We start from the raw sequence: 22,184 nt of genomic DNA, 5'->3' as shown, positions 1-22,184 counted from the left end.
AAAGGCGCATCATGGATCTCCCCTCCCTGTGGTTCTGGATCGTCGGGTTCCTCTTCCTCGGCTACTTCGTCCTGGACGGTTTCGATTTCGGCGTCGGGATGTCGCTGCCGTTCCTCGGCCGCGACGAGACCTCGCGTCGCCAGATCATCAACACCATCGGACCGGTGTGGGACCTCAACGAGACCTGGGTGATCGTCGCCGGCGCGTGCCTGTTCGCCGCCTTCCCCGAGTGGTACGCGACCCTGTTCAGCGGCTTCTACCTGCCGCTGCTGCTGATCCTCCTGGCCCTCATCCTGCGCGGGGTGTCGTTCGAGTACCGCCACCAGCGCGACGACCTCCGGTGGAAGCGGCACTTCGACCTCATGATCGTCGTCGGCTCGGCGGTCCCGGCATTCCTCTGGGGTGTCGCGGTGGCGAACATCGTCCGCGGCGTGCCGATCGACCAGGACTTCGAGTTCACCGGAACCCTGCTCGACCTGCTGAACCCCTACGCGCTCCTCGGCGGAGCGACGACCCTGCTGCTCTTCTTCACCCACGGGGTCACCTTCGTCGCACTGAAGACCGATGGACCGGTGCACGCCGGCGCCCGCCGCCTCGCCGTCCGCGCCGGAGTGCTGACCCTCGGGGTGGCCGGGGTCTTCCTGGCCTGGACCCTCGCCGATGCCTGGACCGGGGGCGCGCCCGCCTTCCCCGCGGCCCTCATCGCCGCGGCGGCGGCCGCCGTCTGCGTCCTCGGCGGCATCATCGCCAACGCCCGCGACCGCGAGGGGCGCGCCTTCGCCTTCGGTGTGGGTGCGGTCGCCGGAGCCGTGGGGACCCTGTGGTTCTCGCTCTTCCCGAACGTGATGCCCTCGGCGACCGACCCCGCGTTCACCCTGACGATCCAGAACGCCTCGAGCACCGACTACACCCTCACGATCATGTCGTGGGCGGCACTGATCTTCCTGCCTCTGGTCCTGGCGTATCAGGGCTGGACGTACTGGGTCTTCCGCACGCGCGTCACCCGGCGGCACATCGAGACCGCGGGCGCCGCGGCCGCCCACTGAGGGCCCGGTCATGGCCCGTCCCGTCGACCCTCGGCTGCTGCGCTACGCCGCAGCATCCCGCCCGTTCTTCGCGCTCCTGGTCGTCATCGGCCTCGCTCAGACCCTGGTCGTGGTAGGTTTCGCCTGGCTGCTCACGCAGGCGATCGTCGGTGCGATCGAGGGGATGCCGGCGGCCGAGCTCGCCTCCGTCCTCGCCGCCCTCGTCGTGGTGGTCGCCGTGCGTGCCGCGCTCGCGTGGGCTCGGGAGGCCGCGGCGACCCGTGCGGCCGCCCGTGCGCAGTCGGAGCTGCGGACGGCCGTCCTCACCGCCGTCGACCGGCTCGGACCCGCGTGGCTCGCCGAGCGGAACACCGTCCGACTGGCGGTGACCGCCGGCCGCGGCCTAGAGGCGATGGAGGCGTACTTCGGACGCTACCTGCCTCAGCTGGTGCTCACCGCCGTGGCGACACCGATCCTCATCGCGGTGATGTGGTGGCAGGACTGGATCTCGGCGCTGACCGTCGCGCTGACACTCCCCCTCATCCCCCTCTTCATGGTGCTGATCGGTCTGGCGACCCGCAGCGTGCAGAGGCGGCAGTGGGAGACGCTCGGCCGACTGGCCGCGCGCTTCGCCGACACGGTGCGCGGCCTCGGCACCCTGAGGCTCTATCAGCGCCACGAGCGCGCCGTCGACGCGATCGGCGAGACGACCGGTCGGTACCGCCGCGAGACCATGACCGTGCTGCGGGTGTCGTTCCTGTCGGGCTTCGCCCTGGAGTTCCTCGCCAGCATCGCCGTCGCGATCGTCGCCGTCTCGATCGGGTTCCGGCTCCTCGATGGGGCACTGCCCCTCGCGATCGGCCTGTTCGTCCTCCTGCTCGCCCCCGAGGCGTACCTGCCGCTGCGGCAGGTGGGCGTGCAGTTCCACGCGGCGGCCGAGGGCGTCGCGGCGACAGAGGAGGTGTTCGACGTCCTCGACGCCGCCGCAGACCGGGCGGCGGCGGGTGACGAGGCGGTCGGACCGGATGCCGCGGAGTCGCGTCCGGGGCGCGGACTCGTCCTGCGGAACCTCCGGGTGCGGCGGGGCGACGCGCATCTGGAGGCGGTCGACCTCGACGTGGAGCCGGGCACCGTCACGCTCCTCGCCGGTCCGAGCGGCGCGGGGAAGAGCAGTGTGTTCGCGGCCCTGCGCCGGGTGGCCGAAGCCGACGGCACCGCGACCTGGCGGGGGCGGGATGTCGGGGAGCTCACTCCCGCGGACTGGCTGGCGTGGGGGGGCCAGGACGCCGGGCTCCTCCAGGGGAGCGTGGCGGAGAACGTCGCCCTCGGCGACCCCGCCTCCGATGACGCGCTGGTCCGGCAGGCGCTCCGCCTCGCCTGCGCCGACGGCGTGTCTCCAGGCACCGTGCTCGGTGTGCGCGGAGCGGGCCTGTCGGGGGGTCAGGGCCAGCGGGTCGCCGTGGCGCGGGCGATCTACCGCCTGCTCCGCGACCCTGAGGGCCCCGGAGCCCGCCTTCTCGCCCTCGACGAGCCGAGCGCCGCCCTCGACCCCGAGACCGAGGAGCGGCTGTGGCGCTCGATCCGCTCGCTCGCCGACGAGGGCGCCGCGGTGCTGCTCATCTCCCATCGCGCCAGCGCGCGCAGCATCGCCGACCGTGTCGTGACGATGAACGGTGCGGAGGCCCTCCATGTCGCAGCGTGATGCCTCGACCGTGCGGGACATCCTGCGCAGCGCACTGCCGCCGGCCCGGCGACTGGTGCCGACGATCCTGACCGGGCTCGCTGCGGAGGCGTCGGCCGTGGCTCTCCTGGCCGTCAGCGCGTGGCTCATCGTGCGCGCCGCCGAGCAGCCCGCGGTGCTGTACCTCTCCCTGGCCGTCGTCGGCGTGCGCTTCTTCGCCCTCTCCCGTGCCACCGCCCGCTACCTCGAGCGCGTGTTCGGGCACGACGCCGCCCTCGGCCAGCTCGTCCGCACCCGCACCGGCCTCGTCCGCCGGCTCGTGCCCCTGGCGCCCGACGGACTCAGCCGCACCCGGAGCGGCTCGGTGCTCGGTGCACTCGTCGACGACGTCGACGAACTGCAGGACCTTCCGCTCCGGGTCATCCAGCCGCTGGCGTCCTCCGCGCTGGTCGCGGTGCTGTCGGTCGTCCTGGTCGGGCTGGTGTGGTGGCCCGCCGCCCTCACCCTCCTCGTCTGTCTCGCACTCGCCGCCGTCACCGCCGCCGGGTGGGGCTGGGTGGCGGGAGCGCGGGCGGAGCGCGCCGTCGCTCCGCTTCGCGCCCGGGTCACCGAGGCGCTGATGGATCATCTCTCGGCTCTCGATGTCCTCCACGCCTTCGGCGCGACCGAGGCCAGCCGCACCCGCATCGACGTCGCCGACCGTGCCCTCCGTCGCGCCATCGTCCGACGCGCGGGTGCCCAGGCGGCCACCACCGCCGTGGTGTCGGTCGCGGCGGGCCTCGCCTCGGTCGCCGCCGTACTCGTGAGCGCCCCCGCCGTGGCGACGCTGACGGGGCCGGGTCTGGCGGTCGTCGTCCTCGTTCCGATGGCGGTCTTCGAGGTCTTCACGGTGGTGCCGCTGGCGGCGGCCGCGTGGCGCCGTGTGCACGCGGCGGCCACCCGCGTGGCCGAGGCGGTTCCCCACACGATCCCGGCTGAGCTCGGATCCGACACCGTCCTTCCCACCGGGACGGGTCCGCTCCTGGGTGCCGGCCTCTCGCTGAGGGGTGTGTCGGCGCGGTGGCCGGGCGCGGCATCCCCGGCGCTCTCCGGCGTCGACCTCGACGTCGCCCCGGGCGAGCGGGTGCTGGTCTCGGGGGCGAGCGGCGCCGGCAAGACGACGCTGGCGCACGTGCTCGTGCGCTTCCTCGACGCCGACGGCGACTACACCATCGGTGGCGTTCCGGTCACCGCGCTTTCGGCCGACGACGTCCGCCGGACGGTCGGTCTCGTCGAGCAGCATCCGATGCTCTTCGACGATGACATCCGCCAGAACCTGCTCTTCGCCCGTCCGACGGCCAGCGATGCGCAGCTTGAGCGGACGCTCGAGCGGGTGGGGCTGGCCGAGTGGGTGCGCCGACGCGGCGGACTGGACGCCCGGGTGGGCGAGCGAGGCGCCTGGGTCTCCGGCGGCCAGGCGCAGCGTCTCTCGCTGGCGAGGGCGCTCCTGCGCGGCTTCCCCGTCCTCATCCTCGACGAGCCGACCGCCGGCGTCGACGCGGCGGCGGCCGACGTGCTGCTCCGCGACCTCCTGGCGGCCGTCGGGCCCGAGCAGGCGGTGATCCTCATCTCGCACGCCGACGTCCCCCGAAGCGAGGTCGATCGCGTCGTGCGCCTCGACGCCGGCACCGTCGTCAAGGCCAGCACCGTCGTCCCGAACGCGGTCACGACGCCCCGATAGCCGGGCAGGTGTTCCGCCGGGCGCGCGACACGGCTCCCCCGCACCGCGCGCCCGCCCGGCACGTCACCGCCGTACGGCCGATCGGGTCGGCCGCGGAGGGCGACGCGCAACGTGGCCTTCGGCTCCCCCGGCCGCGGCACCGCGCCTGGCCAGTGAAGCATTGCTCCGCACGTTCCGGCGACCGGAAACGTCCGATCCGATCCAGTCCGGACCCTCACCGCCCCGTCTGCGCGGGGCTTCGCCACGAATCGACGGCACCATACGGATGCGATATACACGTCAGAGGTGCGGGGCACTGGGAGAGGATGACAGAGGGATAGATGGCTGCAGACGACGACGAGAGCCCCGCCGAGGACACTCTCTCCTCGAGATCGTGTGGTCGGACAACTGCCAGGCGGGCTGGGGGCGCGTGACCCGCTACGACGGGCTCGGCGAGGGGAACACCGTCACGATCGCGATCTACCCCGAGACCGCCCCCGACGGACCCGACCGCCAGGAGGCGACCGAGCACGACGTGCAGGGCGCCTACACGACGCTCGTCGTCCGCCCCACGCCCGACACCCTGCTGTGCGCCGAGGGGCGCCTCACCATCGACGGCACCCGGGTGGACCTGGGCGAACCCCTCTGCATCTGACGGGCGTCCGGCGCCGTCCGTCCGCGACCGGTCAGGCGGGCGAGGTCACCGTCGGTCGGGCGCTGCTGCCGACGACGGTCTCGGCAGCCGCGGCGATGCGATTGGCCATGCCCGCGAAGATGAAGCCGTGGAAGGGCAGCACCGCGAACCAGTAGAGCCGGCCCGACAGCCCGTGCGGGAAGAAGACGGCGCGCTGCTCGTAGCGCGAGCCCTCGGCCTCGGGCCGCGCCCGCAGCTCGAGCCAGGCCAGCCCCGGCACCTTCATCTCGGCGCGCAGGCGCAGGAAGCTCCCCGGTTCGATGGCCTCGACCCGCCAGAAGTCCAGAGCGTCGCCCACGACCAGGCGCGCGCGGCTGCGCCGTCCGCGGGCGAGCCCGATTCCCCCGACGACGCGGTCCATCCACCCGCGGATCGCCCAGAGCACCGGTGAGGAATACCACCCGTTCTCGCCGCCGATCCCCTCGATGACCTGCCACAGCGCCTCCGCGGGGGCGGTGGTGTGAGCGGATCGCTCGTCGACGAAGACCGCCTTTCCCGCCCAGTTCGGGTCGCTCGGCAGCGGGTCGCTCGGAACGCCGAGCACTTCGGCGTCCTGCCAGCTCGTCTCGATGGCATCCTCCGCCACGCGTCCGAGTGCACGGGCGACCGCCTCCCGGTAGGGCATCAACCCGCCTTCGGGGCGCGGGATGAGGGCGTCCACGTCGCGGTTCTTCATGACGCACTCGTTCTGGAGCGACTCCACCAGCGGGCGCGCGATCGAGCGTGGGATGGGGGTGACGAGGTTCACCCAGTGCGAGGCGAGCCGGGGGGTGAGCACCGGCAGCGCGGCGATGGCCCGCTGCGGAAGCCCGGCCTCGAGCGCGTAGCCGTTCATCATCTGGCCGTACCGCAGCACGTCCGGGCCCCCGATGTCGACGGCCCGGTTGACGTCGGGGGCGACCCGCGCCGCGCCGAGGAGGTAGTGCAGCACGTCGCGCACCGCGATCGGCTGGATGCGGTTGCGCACCCACCGCGGTGCCGGCATGTACGGAAGCACGTCGGTGAGATGGCGGACCATCTCGAACGAGGCCGAGCCCGAGCCGATCACGACGCCCGCCTGGAGGACGAGGGTGGGCACGCCGCTGTCGAGGAACACCTCGCCGACCTCCACCCGGGAGCGCAGATGCGCCGAGAGCGGCACGCCGTCGGGGTGGAGGCCGCCGAGGTACACCAGACGCGGGACGCCCGCCTCGGCGGCGGCACGAGCCACGGTCTCCGCGGCCTCCCGGTCGGCGCTCTCGAACCCGCGACCGGCCGACATCGAATGCACGAGGTAGTACAGGACGTCGACGTCGGCGGCCGCGTCGGCCATCACGGCCGCGTCGGCGGCATCCCCCGACACGATCTCGACCCGGTCTCCCCAGGCGAACGCCGCCACCCGGCGAGCGTCGCGCGCGAGGACCCTCACGCGGTAGCCCGCATTGAGCAGACGCGGCACCAGCCGTCCGCCGATGTAGCCCGTCGCGCCGAGGACGAGCGCCCGCGGGGCGGTGCCGTCAGCGCGGGGGACGGCGACGAGCGCCGCTTCGCGACCGGTCGGAGCGGAGAGGTCGTCCATGCCAGCGAGGCTACCCCCGCCGGAGGGGGTGGAGGTCAGTCCAGACGCATCCCGAAGGCCTGCTCGCCCGGCTCGGACGCCAGCGGATCGAAGCCCAGGCGTCGGTAGAACGCCACCGCCCCGGTGTTGCCGGCCGAGGCGACGAGGTGAAGCCCCGGGGTGCCGCGCTCCCGCAGCCGGGCGACGAGGGATCCGACGAGCCGGCGTCCCCACCCCTGCCCCTGCACCTCGGGAAGGAGGTCGATGTGGAGGTGCGCGGGATACTCCTCGGCGTACCGGTGCGGGCCCGTGCCGCGCGAGGCCGCGTATCGCAGCAGCTCGGCGTGGCGTCCGACCGACTCCGCCGGACGGGGCTCGCGCGACGCGGACCGCGGCCACCAGTCACGCGCGAACCACTCCTCGAACGCCGCGGTGTCGTCGGTCCCGACGACGTAGCCCGCGACGTGTCCGTCGTCGGTCTCGACGACCCACGCCAGATCGGGATGGCGCGCGACGTAGGGCAGCACGAACAGCTCCGCCCAGAGGGCATCGTCGCCCAGCATGCCCGTCGCGTCAGCACCCTCGTCGGCGGTGCGCAGGCAGATCTCGGCGAGCGCGGGTTCGTCACCGGATCGGAACGGGCGAAGGCGCGGCACGCGGGGAGTCTACGCCGCCCGGTCCACCGTCCTCACCCGGCACGGGGTCACAGGTTTCCAGGGTCATAGGGTCACGCGCACCGCTGCGGCATCGATCGAGACGGTGACCTCCGCACCGACGGGAAATCGCGCGGCGTCGGACAGGTCGGCGTCGACGAAGAGCGGGGGTTCGTCGGTGTGCAGGCGGACGCCCGCCGGCGTCGCCTCGTGCCGCACGATCCGTGCCGGCCACCCGTTCGCCTCGGCCGCCCCGGCCCCACCCTGACGAGGGGAGATCGCCGCGGCGGACGGACGGAACACCGCCCGCACCGGTCGCCCCGTCGACGCGGCCAGCACGTCGCGGGAAGCGGCGTCGGCGGGGACCACCCGGCGACCGGATCGCTCCCACGCCCCGTTCCGCGCGACACCCTCGACGCGGTTCAGACCCGCGATCCGCGCGACGAACCCCGTTGCCGGAGTGGCGAGAACCTCCCGGGTGGCGCCGCGCTGACTGACACGTCCCGCCTCGAGGACGATCAGCGTGTCTGCCAGGACCGCGGCATCCAAGGCGTCGTGAGTGACGACGACGGCGGTGACACCCGTGGCGGCGAGCTGATCGTGCAGCACCGCGCGCAGGTCGTCGGCGGTGACGGGATCGAGCGAGGTGAATGGCTCGTCCAGCAGCAGCACCGCGGGGTCGGTCGCGAGGGCTCGCGCGAGGGCGACCCGCTGCTGCTGGCCCCCCGAGAGCTCGGCCGGCAGACGGTCGCCGAACCCCGCAAGACCCACCCTGGCGAGCCAGGATGCCGCGTCGGAACGGGCTTTCGCACGCGGAACCCGCTGCGCTCGCGGCCCGAACGCGATGTTCTCGACAGCGGAGAGATGCGGGAAGAGCCGCGGATCCTGACCGAGCAGGACCACCCCTCGAGCGGCGGCGGAGACGAGACGCCCGGGCGCCGACAGCACCTGCCCGTCGCGGAGGATGCTCCCCGACTCCAGGCGCACGGTGCCGGCGATCACCCCGAGGAGCGTGGACTTCCCCGCCCCGCTCGGGCCCATGATGCCCACGACCTCGCCCGGCTCGGCGACGAACGACACCGACAGCCGGATGTCGCCGCGCGCCTGGTCGACGATGTCGATCTCGAGCCGCCCGGCGGTCACCGCAGGCTCCCCGGTCGCCACGCCCGCACGAGGAGGAGGACGAGGAGCGCGGTAGCCAGGAGCAGGAGCGAGAGCGCCACCCCGGTGCCCTGCGTCACGCCCGCGCCGTTGAACGCGCTGTAGATCGCCAGCGGCATGGTCTGGGTCACCCCGGGCGCGTTCCCGGCGAACAGCGCCGTCGCGCCGAACTCTCCCACGGCACGGGCGAAGCAGAGGATGACACCGGCGACCAGGCCCGGTGCTGCCAGCGGCAGGGTGATCCGGGCGAGGATCGTCCAGCGACCGGCGCCGAGCGAGCCCGCCGCCTCTTCGAACCGGCTTCCGATCGCGCGCAGCGACCCTTCCAGCGCGAGGACGAGGAAGGGCAGCGCGACGAAGGCTTGCGCCAGGACGACGGCGGCGGTGGTGAAGGGCAGTCGGATGCCGGCGGCATCCAGAACCGGGCCCAGCCAGCCGTTGCGCCCGAAGAGGAACAGCAGCGCCACTCCCCCCACCATCGGCGGGAGGACCAGCGGCACGGTGACGACCGCGCGCAGCACGGCGGCGGTGCGCGCCGAGGCGCGGGCGATGACGAGGGCGAGCGGGATGCCCAGGACGATGCACAGGACCGTGGCCGCGACGCCGGTCTGCAGCGAGAGCACGAGAGCCGACAGCGCCGGGGGCGAGGTCACGTCCGTCCAGAGCGTCGACCACTCCGCCCGTGAGACCAGCGCCGCCAGCGGCACGACGAGCAGGGCGAGGCCGAGAACGGCCGGGACAGCGAGGATCGGCGGCACCCCGGGGGACGGGGCCGCGATCCGGAGGGAGCGCCGGCCGGGGGTCACGGTGGGGGCGCGAATCCCGCGTCGGCGAGGACGCGCTGACCCTCGGGTCCGGTGACGAGGGCGATGAAGGCACGGGCGACGTCGTCGGACGCGGCCGCGGTGGTCGCGGCGATCGGGTAGAGGTTGACGACGTCGACGGCGCCCTCGGGCACGATCACCTCGACGTCGTCGCGGCCGAGGGCGTCTGTGGCATAGACCAGGCCCGCATCCGCCTCGCCCGCCGCGACCTTCGTCAGCACCGCGGTGACGTTCTGCTCCAGACTCGCCGGGGTGACCGCGACGCCCGCGCGCTCGAGCAGCGACGCCGAGGCGGCGCCGCACGGCACGTCGGGCTCGCACAGCACCACGGTCGCGTCGGTGAGATCGGCGAGCCGTTCGATGCCGGCCGGGTTCGCCGCCGGCGTGATGAGCACGAGGGTGTTCGCCGCGAAGAGCACCGGCTCCGACGTGGCCCCGGCGTCGACGGTCTGCTGCATGGTGCGCTCGTCGGCGCTGGCGAACACATCGGCCGGCGCCCCCTCGATGATCTGGGTCGCCAGCGCCGACGAGCCGTCGGTGACGAGCGGCCGCACCGTGACCTCCGGATTCTCCTCGGCGAAGACCGTCAGGAGCTCGTCGAAGGCCCCCTGCAGCGAGGCGGCCGCGTACACGGTGAGGCTGCCCGTGAGCGCCTCGCCCGACGCATCCGAGGGCGATCCCGTCGATGCGGAGGTTCCGGCGCAGCCGGTGATGAGGGCGAGGGATGCCGCCAGCACGAGAGCGGTGACGCGAGAGACCGGCCGGCCCGGCTCGGGCGGATGCGATCGGGGAGCACCCATCAGCGCGGCACCTCGACCGTCACCGTCGTGGCCTTCACCGACGCCACCGCGAGCGACCCGACCTCGAGCCCGAGGTCGGTGAGCGCTTCGGACGACATCAGCGAGACCACGCGGTGGGGGCCCGACTGGATGTCGACCTGCGCCATCACCCCGTCACGCTGGACGCGGGTGACCAGGCCGACGAAGCGATTGCGGGCACTGGATGCGACCCCGGTGGGGTCACCCGTCTGCTTCGCCATCGCGAGGGCCTGTGCGGCGAGAGCCTCACCGGAGATCTCCGCGGGCGCCGCACCCGTGGTCTCGAGGGTGCCCTGGTCGATCCAGCGGCGGACGGTGTCATCGCTGACCCCGAGGAGGGCAGCGGCGTCGGAGATCCGAAAACTCGGCATAACATGCATCATATCTCCGCAAAGGCGGATCCCGGCCGTGGTGGTGACGGCGGGGATAGCCTGAAGCCATGCCGTTGCCACCCCTTGTCGACCCGGCGCCGTCGCTCGACGCGGCCGAGCAGGAGCGGACGCTCCGCCACGCCGTGCTACCCGGGCTCGGAGAGTTCGGGCAGCGCCGCCTCGCCGCCGCCCACGTCGCGGTGATCGGGGCGGGCGGCCTCGGCTCGCCGGTGATCCTGGCGCTCGCCGCCGCGGGGGTGGGCACCCTGACGGTCATCGACGACGACGTGGTGGAGCTGTCCAATCTCCAGCGCCAGGTCCTGCACCGCATCGACGACCTCGGCAGACCCAAGACCGACAGCGCCGAGCGCATCGCGCGGGACCTCTCCCCCACGACCGAGGTGCGCGCCCGCCGGGAGCGACTGACCGCCGACACCGCCGCCGAACTGCTGCGCGGCGCCGATCTGGTCGTGGACGGCAGCGACAGCTTCGTCACCCGCGAGGCCGTCGCCGACGCGACCGAGACACTCGGGATCCCGCTGGTGTGGGGCGCGCTCCAGGGCGCCGCAGCCCAGGTCACGGTCTTCTGGGCCACCCCGCCCGAGGGTGCCCCCCAGGTCGTCCTCGACGACCTCTACCCAACCGGGTCGGCTCACGACGCGCCGTCCTGCGCCGAGGCGGGGGTGCTGGGGCCGCTCTGCCTGCAGGTCGGCGGGCTCCTGGCGACCGAGGCCGTCAAGCTCATCGCCGGCGTCGGCGAGCCGCTGCTCGGTCGCATCCTCGTCATCGACGCCTGGGCCGGCGCAGTGCGCGAAGTGCCCCTGGCCGCCGCGCGCCGGTCCGCTCCCGCGGCGACCGTCCCGGTGAGCGGCGTCCCCGAGATCGCGCCCGCGCAGCTCGGCGCCAGGCTCGAGGACGGCGCGGCGCTGCTCGATGTCCGCGAACCGTGGGAGACCGATCGCGGCGTCATCCCGGGGTCGATCCTCCGCCCGCTCGCCGAGGTGCTCGCCGATCCCGGCGCACTCGCCGGTTCCGTCGTCGTCGTCTGCCAGGCGGGCGGTCGCGCGCGCCGCGCCGCCGAGGCGCTGCGTGCCCGCGGCGTCGACGCCGCGGTGCTCGCCGGCGGGTACAGCGCGTGGCTCGCGGTCACAGAGCCACGCGCGGCGGCACACGCCGAGGCACGCGCGGAGGCGCGCGCGTGAACGGCGCCCGCGCGCTCCGGTCGGTCGAGGAGCACCTCGATGCCGTCCTCGACGCCGTCCGCGGGTGCGACGTCGTCGCGCTGCCGGTGGAGGCCGCCCTCGGTCTGACCCTCGCCGAATCGGTGCGCGCGCGGGTGCCGATCCCGGTGTTCGACAACTCCGCGATGGACGGCTTCGCCGTGCGCTTCGACGACGTCGCCCGTGCCACCGCATCGTCGCCCGTCGCGCTGCGCGTCGTGGCCGACCTGCCCGCCGGGAGCCCGCTGGATCCCCCGCTCGGGCCCGGTGAGGCGGCCCGCATCATGACCGGATCGGCGATGCCGACCGCGGCCGACACCGTGGTGCCCTTCGAGGACACCGCAGAAGGACTCGCCGACTCGCTCGGCGAGATCCGGGTGCTCCGTGCCCCGCGGGCCCGCGGCGTGCACCTTCGGCGCAAGGGGAGCGATCTCGCGCCCGGGGTCGAGGTCGTCCCCGCCGGCGCCGCCCTCGGCGCCTTCCAGGTCGGCGCTGCCGCGGCCGCGGGCGTCGACGTCGTCCGGGTCCGTCGCCGGCCGCGGGTGGCGGTGATCTCCACCGGTTCCGAGCTCGTCGCCGCCGGCGCCGCACTCGCCCGCGGTCAGATCCCCGAGTCCAACAGCCTCCTCCTCGCCGGCCTCGTCGCCGACGCGGGCGGAGAACTGGTGCTCCGTACCACCGTCGCCGACGACGATGACGGTCTCCGCCCCGCTCTCGCCGAGGCACGGTCGAGGGGAGCGGATGCCGTGGTCTTCTCGGGCGGGGTGAGCGCGGGGGCGTACGAGGTGGTCAAGGCCACCCTCGGCCCCACGGGCGAGATGGCCTTCGCCTCCGTGGCGATGCAGCCCGGCAAGCCCCAGGGGTTCGGCAGTCTCGACGACGGGACGCTGCTGTTCGGGCTGCCGGGAAACCCGGTGAGTGCCGCGGTGTCGTTCGAGGTCTTCGTCCGTCCCGCCCTCCTGCTCATGGCGGGGCGCGCGGAGCTTCATCGTCCGATGCTGCGGCTCGCCGCCGGCGCGGGGTGGACGACGCCCCCTGGCCGGCGCCAGTACCTGCCCGCCGCGCTCGATCGCCGCGACCCCGGGGCCTGGCGCGTGGTCCCCGCCACCGCCGGCGGCTCGGGCTCTCACCTGGCCGGCGGGCTCGCGCAGGCCGAGGCCTTCGCCGTCGTGCCGGCGGAGGTGGACCGGGTGGAGCCGGGCGACGGTGTGGATGTCATGCTGAGGGCATGAGCTTCACGCACCTCGACGCCGCCGGGCGGGCCCGCATGGTCGATGTCACCGAGAAGACCCCGACCGTCCGCGCCGCCACGGCCCGCGGGTTCGTCCGCTGCGCGCCCGCCGTGGTCGCCGCGCTGCGAGACGGGTCCGTCCCGAAGGGCGACGTCCTGGCGGTGGCGCGGATCGCCGGGATCCAGGCGGCCAAGCTCACCCCCACCCTCCTGCCTCTCGCCCACGTCATCGGCGTGCACGGGGCCACGGTCGATCTCGTCGTCGAGGACGACGGAGTGGCCGTCGAGGGGACCGTCCGCACGGCCGACCGCACCGGGGTGGAGATGGAGGCCCTCACCGCGGTGGCGGTGGCCGCCCTCGCGGTCGTCGACATGGTCAAGGGCATGGACAAGTCCACGTCTATCGAGGCCGTCCGCATCGTGGCGAAGGAGGGCGGACGCTCGGGCGCGTGGCGGCGTCCGGGCGAATGATCGATCTCGCGGCCCTCCTGCTCGCCGGCGGCCGCGCACGGCGGCTGGGCGGGGCGGTCAAGCCGTTGCAGACCGTCGGCGGCCGGACACTGCTCGACATCGCCGTCGGGGCGGCGACCGATGCGGGTGCCGACCCGATCGTCGCCGTCGGCGCCGAGCTGCCCTCGCGCGGCGCCGTGCGGTGGACCCGCGAGGACCCCCCGTTCGGCGGGCCGGTGTCGGCGATCGTCGCGGGCTTCGCGGCGGCGACGGCCGCCGCCGACTCCCTTCCGGCGTGGACGCTCGTGCTCGCCTGCGATCTCCCCCACGCGGGATCCGCTGTGCCGCTCCTCACCGACGCAGCCGCTCTCGTCCCGGACGAAGCCGACGCCGTATGCCTGGGCGATCCCCACAGCAGACCGCAGTTCCTCGTCGGGCTGTACCGAACCCGGACGCTCGGACGGCAGATCGAGCGGATGCCCCGGGCCGGCCGTGACGCGGCCGTCCGGGAGCTCGTGGCCGACCTGGCCGTCACGGTGGTCGGTGACCCGCGCGCCGCGGCCCTCTCTTCTGTGGGCGCCGCGGCCCTCTCTTTCGATAGCGCCGCGGCCCTCTCTTTTGATGTGGACACGTGGGAGGATCTTGAGGCGGCGCGCCGCGCCGGGGAGGACGGGAACCGTGAGTGACACACCGACACCGCGCACGCTGCCGCCGGAGGCGCTGGACCGCTGGGCGGAGCTGATGCGCTCCCATTTCGACCTCGAGGCCGATCAGGTGCCGGTCACCGGCGTTCTCGATCTCGCGCGGGAGGTCGCCGGCGGCGTCGCGCGCCCCGGGGCGCCCCTCGGCGCCTTCGTCGCGGGTCTCGTCGCCGGTCGCGCCGGCGCAGGCCCCGAGGACGTCCGCGCCGCCCTCGCCGCCGTCGTCGATCTGGTCGCCCGGTACGACGAGGGCGCACCCGACCCGGTGACGGGAGCCTGAATGGCGCGGGTGAGGTACTTCGCCGCCGCCGAGGAGCTGGCCGGGACGACCGAGGAGACGAGGGACGAGCCGACCCTCGGCGCTCTGCGCGCCGCCCTGGCGACGGAGCGTCCCGGGATGGCGGCGCTCCTCCCCCGCTGCGCAGTACTGGTGGGCGGCAGCCGGGTCGACGACGACGAGCCGCTCGGCGCCGACACCGTGATCGACGTCCTGCCGCCCTTCGCGGGCGGGTGAGCTGTCGCCGGGAGGCGACGCGGAGGAGGGTCAGCCGCCGAGGCCGAGCCAGGTCGCGGTGCCGTCGACCTCGATCTGCCGCTTCCAGACGGGGAGCTCGGTCTTGATGCGTTCGATGAGCTGACGGCACACGTCGAACGCGGTGCCCCGGTGCGCCGCGGCCACCGCGATGATCACCGCCGCGTCACCGACGGCGAGACTGCCCACCCGGTGGCTGACCGCGACGAGTGCGCCGGTGTCGCCGATGACCTGCTCGGCGAGCGCGGCGAGAACCGTCTCGGCATCGGGGTGGGCGGTGTACTCCAGCGCCGTCACCGCCGCCGCGGCATCCGGATCATGGTCGCGCACCCGCCCGATGAACGTGGTGACCGCCCCGGCGGCCGGATCGTCGACGGCGTGCAGGTGCGCGGCGAGATCGAGGGGGTCTGAGCTGATGCGCGCGAGCGCCGCCACGGTCATCGGTGGTCCTCGCCCGCGAGCTGATCGAGCACGTGGCGGGCGACGGAGAGCACGACCGGCATTCCCGAGGTCACCGCGCGCGGCGAGCCGGGAAGGTTGACCACGAGCACCCCGTGGGGGTCGACGACTCCGGCCAGACCCCGCGTGAGCATGCTGGCGGGCTTCTCGACGGCGCCGCGGCGACGCAGTTCCTCGGCGAGCCCGGGAATCTCACGGGTGAGGACCCGACCGGTCCCCTCTGGCGTGGCGTCGCGCGGGCCCACGCCGGTACCGCCCGTGGTGATCACGAGCTTCACCCCGGCGATCACCTGGGCAGTGAGCGCGCGTTCGACGCTGTCGGCGCCGTCTGCCACGACGACCGCCTCGGCGCAGTCGAACCCCGCCTCGCGGAGCGCGGCGACCGCGATCGGTCCGCTCTCGTCGGCACGGGTGCCGGCGGCGGAGCGGTCGGACACAGTGATGACGGCGGCGGTGTGCACGCCCTCAGCCTAGGCGGGAGCGGCGGCGGACGGTTCGAGCCGGACCACGACCGACTTCGACGTGGGGGTGCCGCTGACGTCGGCGACCGAGTCCAACGGCACGAGCACATTCGTCTCGGGGTAGTAGGCGGCGGCGTTGCCGCGGGGGGTGGGGTAGGCCACGACCCGGAAGCGCTCCGCGCGGCGCTCCTCGACGGCGCCGGTGGTCTGCGTCCACTCCGACACGAGGTCGACCAGATCCCCGTCGCTCAGCCCCTGGGCGCCGAGGTCGTGCTCGTTGACGAGCACGACGCGCCGGCCCCCGTGGATGCCGCGATAGCGATCGTCCTTGCCGTAGATCGTGGTGTTGTACTGATCGTGCGACCGCAGGGTCTGCAGCAGCAGCCTGCCGGCGGGGATCTCGGGGTACTCCAGCCGGTTCGCGGTGAACATCGCTCGGCCCGTCGCGGTGGCGAAGGTCCGGGCGTCGCGGGGTCCGTTGGGCAGGATGAAGGTGCGTCCCTTCGCGATCCGCTCTTCGAAGTCTTCGAAGCCGGGCACGACGCGGGCGATGTGCGCGCGGATGAGGGAGTAGTCGTTCTCCAGCGCCGTCCAGTCCGCCTGCGGGACGTTGCGCGCACGGTCCACTCCGACGGGGTCGGCGCCCTCCGCCTCCACGGTGTCGCGCTCGACCTGCCGGCGGTCGACCTCCTCCGCCGCGGGCTGGGCGCGAAGCGGCGGCGCGGTCGGACGCGGATCGACGTCCTCGCCGTCGCGGTCGTCGAAGAGCAGCCGGCAGAGCCGCGCGATGATCGCGACCTCGCTGAGCAAGTCGTCGCTGGGCGGTGCGAGCCGACCGCGTGACGCGTGGACGGCGCTCATCGAGTCCTCCACGGTCACCCGCTGCTCTCCCCCGCCGCGTCGGTCGCGGTCCGTGCGACCGAGGGTGGGAAGGATGATCGCGCGCCGCCCGGTCACCAGGTGCGAGCGGTTCAGCTTGGTGGAGACCTGCACGGTCAGATCGGTGGTCGACAGCGCCGCCTCGGTGACCGCCGTGTCCGGAGTCGCGCGCGCGAAATTGCCGCCCATGGCGAAGAAGACCCGGACACGCCCGTCGCGCATGGCGCGGATGGCCTCGACGGTGTCGTAGCCGTACTCACGTGGCGCGGCGAAGCCGAACTCGTCGTCGAGCGCGTCGAGGAACGCCGTCGAGGGCTTCTCGTAGATGCCCATCGTGCGGTCACCCTGCACATTGGAATGTCCGCGGACGGGGCAGACCCCCGCGCCCGGGCGCCCGATGTTCCCCTGCAGGAGAAGGACGTTGACCACGTCCCGCAGCGTCGGCACGGAGTGCTTGTGCTGCGTGAGGCCCATCGCCCAGCAGACGATCGTCGCCGTCGAGGTGCGAACGGTCTCCGCCACGTGGCGGAGGCGGTCCTCGGCGATCCCGGTCGCCACCACCAGCTCCTCCCACGGCACGGCGGCGATCGCTGCCCGGTACTCCTCGAAGCCCGAGGTGCAGGAGTCGATGAACGCGTGGTCGAGCACCCCGCCGTCCCGGTCCTCGACCTCGAGGAGGTGCTTGCCGATCGCCTGGAACAGCGCCTGGTCGCCGCCGAGGCGGATCTGCACGAACTGGTCGGCGATCCGCGTGCCGCCGAGGATCATGCCCTTGGGCGTCTGCGGGTTCTCGAACCGGATGAGGCCGGCCTCGGGGAGCGGATTGACCGCGATGATGGTCGCTCCCCGCGCCTTGGCCTTCTCCAGCGCGCTGAGCATCCGAGGGTGGTTCGTTCCGGGGTTCTGCCCTGCCACGATCAGCAGGTCCGCTTCGTGGATATCGGTGATCGAGACCGTGCCCTTGCCGATCCCGAGCGTCTGGGTCAGCGCCGACCCGGAGGACTCGTGGCACATGTTCGAGCAGTCGGGGAGGTTGTTCGTCCCGAGCCCCCGGACGAGGAGCTGGTAGAGGAAGGCCGCCTCGTTCGATGTGCGCCCGGAGGTGTAGAACACCGCCTCGTCGGGATCGTCGAGCGCCCGGAGCTCGTCGGCGACGAGGCGGAGCGCGTCATCCCACGACACCTCCCGGTAGTGGGTCGCACCCTCGTCGAGGATCACGGGGTGGGTGAGCCGGCCCTGCTGGCCGAGCCAGTAATCGTCGCGCTCCCGCAGCTCGGCCACGCTGTGTCGCGCGAAGAAGTCCGGTCCGACGCGACGCAGGGTCGCCTCCTCGGCGACGGCCTTGGCGCCGTTCTCGCAGAACTCCGCGACGTGTCGCTTGTCCTCCTCGGGCCACGCGCACCCCGGGCAGTCGAAGCCGTCCTTCTGGTTCACCCGCAGCAGAGTCTGCGCACTGCGGACAGCCCCCATTTGCTCGTAGGACATCTGGAGGGCGTGGAGCACTGCCGGCACACCGACGGCGACCTTCTTGCGGTCGCCGACGGTCAGGTCGTTCTCATCGATGTCGGAGGTGGGGGGCTTCGTCGCCATCTCCACAGGCTACCCTCGCCCCCGCGAGCGGGACCGGGGGTTCCCACTCAGCGGCGCGCGGTGCCGAAGACGCCGCGGATCACTTCGCGGAGGATGCTCTGCGTCGTCTTCGAGCCCAGCACCCGGTCGATCGGCGACGGGTCGGCACGCCGGGCGGTGCGGGTGGAGCGCGATCCCGCGCTCTGCTTCAGCAGGCGTTCGTACTCCTTCTGCGCCTTCTTCTCGGCATCCGCCTGCGCCCTGTCGACGGCGGCGCGCTGCTTCGCCAGCTCGGCGTCGACCCTGGCCTGCTCCGCGGCGGCATCGACAGCTGCCGCGGCCTCGGCGGCGGCGTTCATCCGCGCCGTGAGGATCTCCCGCGCCGATTCGCGGTCGACGGCCTCGGCATAGGCGGTAAGGAGCGGCGACCCGGCCACCGTCGCCTCGACCCGTTCCGCCGCGGACGAGCTCATCGACCCCACCGGCGCTCGCAGCCTCGTCCACGCGACCGGCGTCGGCGCGCCCTTCTCGCTCATCACCGTCACGATCGCCTCGCCCGTCCCCAGTTCCTGGAGGACGCGCTCGAGGTCGTACCCCGAGGTGGGGTACGTGCGGACCGTCGCCCGCAGCGCCGCGGCATCCTCGGGGGTGAACGCCCGGAGCGCGTGCTGCACACGGGAGCCGAGTTGCGCGAGCACGTCGGAGGGAACGTCCTTGGGCGTCTGGGTGACGAAGAACACCCCGACGCCCTTGGACCGGATGAGGCGCACGGTCTGCACGATGGCAGCGACGAAATCCTTCGAGGCGTCGCGGAAGAGCAGATGCGCCTCGTCGAAGAAGAACACCAGCTTGGGCCTGTCGAGGTCGCCGACCTCGGGCAGGATCTCGAACAGCTCCGCCAGGAGGTACATCAGGAAGGTCGAGAAGAGCTCGGGCTTGTCGGCGACGCCCGGGATCTCGAGCAGGTTGACGATGCCCCGCCCATCGGGAGCGGTGCGCAGGATGTCGCGGACGTCGAACTCGGGCTCGCCGAAGAAGACATCGGCGCCGCCGTCGGCGAACGTGATGAGCTCGCGGAGAATCACCCCCGCCGTCGACGCCGAGAGTCCGCCGAGCTGCTTCAGCTCCGCCTTGCCCTCGGCGCTCGTGAGATACGTCAGCACCGCCCGGAGGTCGGAGAGGTCGACCAGCGCGAGACCGTTGGCGTCGGCGTAGTGGAAGACCAGACCGAGACTGGATTCCTGGGTCTGATTCAGCCCCAGCACCTTGCTCAGCAGAAGCGGCCCGAAGGCCGACACCGTCGCACGGATGGGCACTCCGGTGCCGATCCCTCCGAGGGAGAAGTACTCGGTGGCGGATGCCGCGGGCTCCCAGTCCTGCCCGATGCCGCGCGTGCGGGCGAGCAGCTTCTCGCTGGGCTCGCCCGGAGTGGCCACGCCCGAGAGATCGCCCTTGATGTCGGCGGCGAAGACCGGCACCCCGCCCTCGGCGATCTGCTCAGCCAGCAGCTGCAGGGTGCGCGTCTTGCCGGTGCCGGTCGCACCGGCGACGAGGCCGTGGCGGTTCAGCATGCCGAATGGGATGCGCACCTGCGCCGCCGGGACCGCCTCGCCGTTCACCAGGGCGCCCAGGTGCAGACCCGGCCCCTCGAAGGTGTAGCCGCGGACGACGGCGGCGACATCGTCCGCGCTGAGTGGCCCCGCGGGGACCGCGGGGGCGACGGGTGGGGACGCGACCGCAGGCGCGGCGGGCGGCGCCGGTGCGGCGGGAGCGGGCGCCGACTCTGGTGCGGCGGCGGGGGCGGGCGCCGACTCTGGTGCGGCGGCGGGGGCGGGCGGCGACTCCGGTGCGGGCGCGCTGCGGCCGGCGCGGGCGGCCGCCTCCTCGGCGGCGGCGAGCGCGGCGCGCGCCCGTGCCGCCTTCAGCTCCGCCTCGGCGGCCTCGGCCTCGGCGCGCAGCCGCGCGAGCTCGGCGGCGGCCACCGCATCCGGATCGGACGACTCCGTCTCGGTCATGGGTTCACCCTAGCGAGGCGGGCCTCGCCGCGGCATCCGTCCGCCGCTGCCTCTCCTTCGCGAGCGGGACGGCGAAGGCGGCCGCCAGCAGCAGCGTGACGCCCGACCCGATGAGCGCGCCGCCGAGGGTGTCGCTGAGCCAATGAGCGTGCAGGTAGGTGCGACTGAACGCCATGAGCAGCACCCACACCGCGCCGACGATCCCCACCCACAGGCGCGGGAACAGCACGATCGCAATCGCTGCGACCGTCGCCGCGTTGCCGGCGTGCCCCGAGGGGAACGATCCGTAGTCGCTGATGACGACGATGTCCTCCGGTCGCGCCCGCCCGAAGGTCTGCTTCATCACCTGCACGCTCGCGGCCGAGGCGGCCAGCGACACGACGAGGAACAGCGCCCCCCAGGGCCTTCGGAACAGGATCAGCAGGAGCGCCCCGACGAGCGGGACGACGGCGATCGAGAACCATCCGGCTCCGACGACGTTCATGAACTGCGAGAAGCCCGTGACGATCGGCGACGACCAGCCGGCGAGGAGGATGTTCCACTCCGCGTCGACGTCGAACGGATCGTTGCCGCGGGCGAAGATCCATGCTCCCAGCCCGACGGCGAGGGCGACGAGGACGAGGCCCGCGACGAGGGGCACCAGCCAGGCGCGTCGATCCGGCACGGGCGACGTCGCGGTGTCCATCGGCCCATTCTGCCGGGGCCGGTCACGCCGGGCCGCGGGGCTTGCCCTCAGGGCGTCAGCTGTGCCACGGACCGGGGCCGGACGATCAGCCAGAGCGCCAGGACGGCGACGACCGCGCAACCGACCATGACGATGGCCATCGAGGTGCCGGTGATCCCGGTGTCCTGCGAGATCCACCCGACCACCGGGGAGATGAGGCCGGCGACGCCGAAGTTGACGGCGCCGAGGAGGGATGCCGCGGTGCCGGCGGCTTTGCCGTGACGGTCGAGTGCGAGCACCTGGATGCAGGGGAAGGTGAACCCGCAGGCGGTCATGAAGAAGAACAGCGGCACGACCGTGCCCCAGAGTCCGAGGCCGAGCTGGTCGAGCAGGATGATCGTGCTCGATGCCACCACGAGCGTCGCCGTCGAGCCCGCCAGCACCCACTGCGGCCCGAAGCGTGCCGCGAGTCGGGAGGCGGTCTGGACGCCGATCACGAGCCCGAGGGAGTTGACGGCGAAGAGGAGTCCGTACTGCTGCGCGTCGAAGCCGTACCCCTCCTGGAAGAGGAACGAGGACGCCGACAGGTAGGAGAACAGGCCGCTGAAGGTCATGCCTCCGATGACGAGCACACCGAGGAACACACGGTCGCTGAGCACGCTCTTATACCGCTGCAGGATCGTCGCGCCGCCCTTGCCGCCGCGCCGAGCCGGCGGCAGTGTCTCGGGAACGAGCAGGATCGCGCACACCAGCAGCACCGCGCCGTAGACCCCGAGCACGATGAACAGGCCGCGCCACGGCATGACGGCCAGCAGCCCCGCGCCGATGAGCGGCGCGACGACCGGTGCGACACCGGTGACCAGGGCGAGCCGGCTCAGCATGACCACCAGGCGCTTGCCCCCGAACAGGTCGCGGACGATCGCCATCGCGACCACCCCACCGGCCGCCGCGCCGATGCCCATGAACACCCGCGAGACGCTCAGGAGCACGAGCGTGGGAGCCAGCGCCGCGGCGACGCTCGCGACCACGTGGAGCGCGGTGACGGCGATGAGCGGCACCCGGCGACCGACCTTGTCGCTGAGGGGCCCGACGATCAGCTGGCCGACGCCGAAGCCGATCATCGTGCCGGTCAGGGTCAGCTGGATCGCCGCGGCGGTCGTCTGGAAGTCGTCCTCGAGCACCGGGAAGGCCGGCAGGTAGAGGTCGATCGTGAAAGGACCGAGTGCGGTGAGCGCTCCGAGCAGGATGATGTAGAGCAGTCGCTTGCGGGCGGGGATCGCGTCGCCAGGGTGCAGCATGACCGGAGCCGTGGCGGGATTGGCCCCGAGGGTGCGGATCGCGCCGGTGCCGGCGCGACCGTGCGGGGCGGGGGAGGCCGGAATGGTCGGCTGGGAAGCGGTATCGAGCACAGTCACTCTCGGTTTCGTGGCGTGGCGTGGTGCCGTCAGGCGGGGCGGCGACCGGCGGAGCACGTCGAGGCGTCGAGGCCGGACGCGCGTCGAATCGATTCGAAGACCCCTGAAGTCTAGCGGATGCGCGG

Annotated in this window: 22 protein-coding genes; 10 read left to right on the top strand and 12 right to left on the bottom strand. The window is 73.2% G+C overall.

Features of this window, described 5'->3' with window-relative positions:
• Positions 1-11: 11 nt before the first annotated feature.
• From cydB to T9R20_RS05490, 4 genes are all read left to right on the top strand, one after another.
• On the top strand, positions 12-1,046 hold the full coding sequence (gene cydB / locus T9R20_RS05505) for a cytochrome d ubiquinol oxidase subunit II (protein WP_322411536.1): 1,035 nt from the start codon (positions 12-14) through the stop codon (positions 1,044-1,046).
• A gap of 10 nt (positions 1,047-1,056) precedes the next feature.
• The gene (gene cydD, locus T9R20_RS05500) at positions 1,057-2,727 is read left to right on the top strand and encodes a thiol reductant ABC exporter subunit CydD (protein ID WP_322411535.1); all 1,671 of its coding nucleotides are present in this window, start codon (positions 1,057-1,059) and stop codon (positions 2,725-2,727) included.
• Entirely contained in the window at positions 2,714-4,426 is a 1,713-nt protein-coding gene (cydC, locus tag T9R20_RS05495; RefSeq protein ID WP_322411534.1) for a thiol reductant ABC exporter subunit CydC, read from the top strand. The genes cydD and cydC overlap by 14 nt, the downstream gene beginning before the upstream one ends.
• Before the next feature lie 409 nt (positions 4,427-4,835).
• Positions 4,836-5,060 carry a hypothetical protein gene (locus T9R20_RS05490; protein WP_322411533.1) on the top strand — a complete coding sequence of 75 codons (225 nt, stop codon included), beginning with the start codon at positions 4,836-4,838 and terminating at the stop codon, positions 5,058-5,060.
• A 31-nt stretch (positions 5,061-5,091) separates the two neighbouring features.
• Here the strand turns inward: T9R20_RS05490 and T9R20_RS05485 are convergent, their stop codons facing one another.
• The 6 genes from T9R20_RS05485 to T9R20_RS05460 form a co-directional block, all read right to left on the bottom strand.
• Positions 5,092-6,657, bottom strand: a complete 1,566-nt coding sequence (locus tag T9R20_RS05485; RefSeq protein ID WP_322411532.1) for an SDR family oxidoreductase — start codon at positions 6,655-6,657, stop codon at positions 5,092-5,094.
• 35 nt (positions 6,658-6,692) lie between these two features.
• On the bottom strand, positions 6,693-7,292 hold the full coding sequence (locus T9R20_RS05480; RefSeq protein WP_322411530.1) for a GNAT family N-acetyltransferase: 600 nt from the start codon (positions 7,290-7,292) through the stop codon (positions 6,693-6,695).
• A gap of 63 nt (positions 7,293-7,355) precedes the next feature.
• Positions 7,356-8,432 (bottom strand): ABC transporter ATP-binding protein, encoded by a 1,077-nt coding sequence (locus tag T9R20_RS05475; protein ID WP_322411529.1) that lies wholly within the window; start codon positions 8,430-8,432, stop codon positions 7,356-7,358.
• Positions 8,429-9,256 (bottom strand): ABC transporter permease, encoded by an 828-nt coding sequence (locus T9R20_RS05470; RefSeq protein ID WP_322411528.1) that lies wholly within the window; start codon positions 9,254-9,256, stop codon positions 8,429-8,431. The genes T9R20_RS05475 and T9R20_RS05470 overlap by 4 nt, the downstream gene beginning before the upstream one ends.
• The gene (modA, locus tag T9R20_RS05465; protein WP_322411527.1) at positions 9,253-10,074 is read right to left on the bottom strand and encodes a molybdate ABC transporter substrate-binding protein; all 822 of its coding nucleotides are present in this window, start codon (positions 10,072-10,074) and stop codon (positions 9,253-9,255) included. The genes T9R20_RS05470 and modA overlap by 4 nt, the downstream gene beginning before the upstream one ends.
• Positions 10,074-10,463 (bottom strand): TOBE domain-containing protein, encoded by a 390-nt coding sequence (locus tag T9R20_RS05460; RefSeq protein WP_322411526.1) that lies wholly within the window; start codon positions 10,461-10,463, stop codon positions 10,074-10,076. The genes modA and T9R20_RS05460 overlap by 1 nt, the downstream gene beginning before the upstream one ends.
• Before the next feature lie 68 nt (positions 10,464-10,531).
• On the opposite strand from T9R20_RS05460, the gene T9R20_RS05455 reads away from it, so the two are divergent.
• From T9R20_RS05455 to T9R20_RS05430, 6 genes are read left to right on the top strand one after another with little or no spacing between them, the layout of a single operon-like run.
• A complete protein-coding gene (locus T9R20_RS05455) occupies positions 10,532-11,665 on the top strand; it encodes a HesA/MoeB/ThiF family protein (protein WP_322411525.1) in 1,134 nt (377 codons plus the stop codon).
• Entirely contained in the window at positions 11,662-12,915 is a 1,254-nt protein-coding gene (gene glp, locus T9R20_RS05450) for a gephyrin-like molybdotransferase Glp (protein ID WP_322411524.1), read from the top strand. The genes T9R20_RS05455 and glp overlap by 4 nt, the downstream gene beginning before the upstream one ends.
• Complete coding sequence (moaC, locus tag T9R20_RS05445) at positions 12,912-13,385, top strand: cyclic pyranopterin monophosphate synthase MoaC (RefSeq protein WP_322411523.1); 474 nt, start codon at positions 12,912-12,914, stop codon at positions 13,383-13,385. Before glp ends, moaC begins: the two co-directional genes overlap by 4 nt.
• Complete coding sequence (gene mobA, locus T9R20_RS05440; RefSeq protein ID WP_322411522.1) at positions 13,382-14,050, top strand: molybdenum cofactor guanylyltransferase; 669 nt, start codon at positions 13,382-13,384, stop codon at positions 14,048-14,050. The genes moaC and mobA overlap by 4 nt, the downstream gene beginning before the upstream one ends.
• Entirely contained in the window at positions 14,043-14,345 is a 303-nt protein-coding gene (locus T9R20_RS05435) for a DUF6457 domain-containing protein (protein ID WP_322411521.1), read from the top strand. Before mobA ends, T9R20_RS05435 begins: the two co-directional genes overlap by 8 nt.
• Positions 14,346-14,579 carry a MoaD/ThiS family protein gene (locus T9R20_RS05430; protein WP_322411520.1) on the top strand — a complete coding sequence of 78 codons (234 nt, stop codon included), beginning with the start codon at positions 14,346-14,348 and terminating at the stop codon, positions 14,577-14,579.
• Positions 14,580-14,609: 30 nt separating this feature from the next.
• On the opposite strand, the gene T9R20_RS05425 is transcribed toward T9R20_RS05430, so the two are convergent.
• Genes T9R20_RS05425 through T9R20_RS05400 form a run of 6 tightly spaced genes read right to left on the bottom strand, consistent with a single transcriptional unit; the run spans position 14,610 to position 22,053 of the window.
• On the bottom strand, positions 14,610-15,038 hold the full coding sequence (locus T9R20_RS05425; RefSeq protein ID WP_322411519.1) for a molybdenum cofactor biosynthesis protein MoaE: 429 nt from the start codon (positions 15,036-15,038) through the stop codon (positions 14,610-14,612).
• Positions 15,035-15,517, bottom strand: a complete 483-nt coding sequence (locus T9R20_RS05420; protein WP_322411518.1) for a MogA/MoaB family molybdenum cofactor biosynthesis protein — start codon at positions 15,515-15,517, stop codon at positions 15,035-15,037. The genes T9R20_RS05425 and T9R20_RS05420 overlap by 4 nt, the downstream gene beginning before the upstream one ends.
• A 9-nt stretch (positions 15,518-15,526) precedes the next feature.
• Positions 15,527-17,986 carry an FdhF/YdeP family oxidoreductase gene (locus T9R20_RS05415; protein WP_322411517.1) on the bottom strand — a complete coding sequence of 820 codons (2,460 nt, stop codon included), beginning with the start codon at positions 17,984-17,986 and terminating at the stop codon, positions 15,527-15,529.
• A gap of 47 nt (positions 17,987-18,033) precedes the next feature.
• Positions 18,034-19,980 carry a helicase HerA-like domain-containing protein gene (locus T9R20_RS05410; RefSeq protein WP_322411516.1) on the bottom strand — a complete coding sequence of 649 codons (1,947 nt, stop codon included), beginning with the start codon at positions 19,978-19,980 and terminating at the stop codon, positions 18,034-18,036.
• A 4-nt stretch (positions 19,981-19,984) separates the two neighbouring features.
• Entirely contained in the window at positions 19,985-20,665 is a 681-nt protein-coding gene (locus T9R20_RS05405; protein ID WP_322411515.1) for a phosphatase PAP2 family protein, read from the bottom strand.
• Positions 20,666-20,712: 47 nt separating this feature from the next.
• On the bottom strand, positions 20,713-22,053 hold the full coding sequence (locus tag T9R20_RS05400) for a multidrug effflux MFS transporter (protein ID WP_416182966.1): 1,341 nt from the start codon (positions 22,051-22,053) through the stop codon (positions 20,713-20,715).
• Positions 22,054-22,184: the final 131 nt, after the last annotated feature.

Origin of the sequence: Microbacterium invictum (genome assembly GCF_034421375.1) — a bacterium.
Lineage (GTDB): Bacteria > Actinomycetota > Actinomycetes > Actinomycetales > Microbacteriaceae > Microbacterium > Microbacterium invictum_A.
The sequence above is the reverse complement of the archived record's forward strand: the minus strand, read 5'-3'. Positions and strand labels throughout refer to the sequence as shown.

Excerpts from the sequence above, each read along its gene's own strand:
- cydB (WP_322411536.1), top strand. The coding sequence starts at position 12 with ATGGATCTCCCCTCCCTGTGGTTCTGGATCGTCGGGTTCCTCTTCCTC.
- cydD (WP_322411535.1), top strand. The coding sequence starts at position 1,057 with ATGGCCCGTCCCGTCGACCCTCGGCTGCTGCGCTACGCCGCAGCATCC.
- cydC (WP_322411534.1), top strand. The coding sequence starts at position 2,714 with ATGTCGCAGCGTGATGCCTCGACCGTGCGGGACATCCTGCGCAGCGCA.
- T9R20_RS05485 (WP_322411532.1), bottom strand. The coding sequence starts at position 6,657 with ATGGACGACCTCTCCGCTCCGACCGGTCGCGAAGCGGCGCTCGTCGCC.
- modA (WP_322411527.1), bottom strand. The coding sequence starts at position 10,074 with ATGGGTGCTCCCCGATCGCATCCGCCCGAGCCGGGCCGGCCGGTCTCT.
- T9R20_RS05460 (WP_322411526.1), bottom strand. The coding sequence starts at position 10,463 with ATGCCGAGTTTTCGGATCTCCGACGCCGCTGCCCTCCTCGGGGTCAGC.
- T9R20_RS05455 (WP_322411525.1), top strand. The coding sequence starts at position 10,532 with ATGCCGTTGCCACCCCTTGTCGACCCGGCGCCGTCGCTCGACGCGGCC.
- moaC (WP_322411523.1), top strand. The coding sequence starts at position 12,912 with ATGAGCTTCACGCACCTCGACGCCGCCGGGCGGGCCCGCATGGTCGAT.
- mobA (WP_322411522.1), top strand. The coding sequence starts at position 13,382 with ATGATCGATCTCGCGGCCCTCCTGCTCGCCGGCGGCCGCGCACGGCGG.
- T9R20_RS05430 (WP_322411520.1), top strand. The coding sequence starts at position 14,346 with ATGGCGCGGGTGAGGTACTTCGCCGCCGCCGAGGAGCTGGCCGGGACG.
- T9R20_RS05425 (WP_322411519.1), bottom strand. The coding sequence starts at position 15,038 with ATGACCGTGGCGGCGCTCGCGCGCATCAGCTCAGACCCCCTCGATCTC.
- T9R20_RS05415 (WP_322411517.1), bottom strand. The coding sequence starts at position 17,986 with ATGGCGACGAAGCCCCCCACCTCCGACATCGATGAGAACGACCTGACC.
- T9R20_RS05410 (WP_322411516.1), bottom strand. The coding sequence starts at position 19,980 with ATGACCGAGACGGAGTCGTCCGATCCGGATGCGGTGGCCGCCGCCGAG.
- T9R20_RS05405 (WP_322411515.1), bottom strand. The coding sequence starts at position 20,665 with ATGGACACCGCGACGTCGCCCGTGCCGGATCGACGCGCCTGGCTGGTG.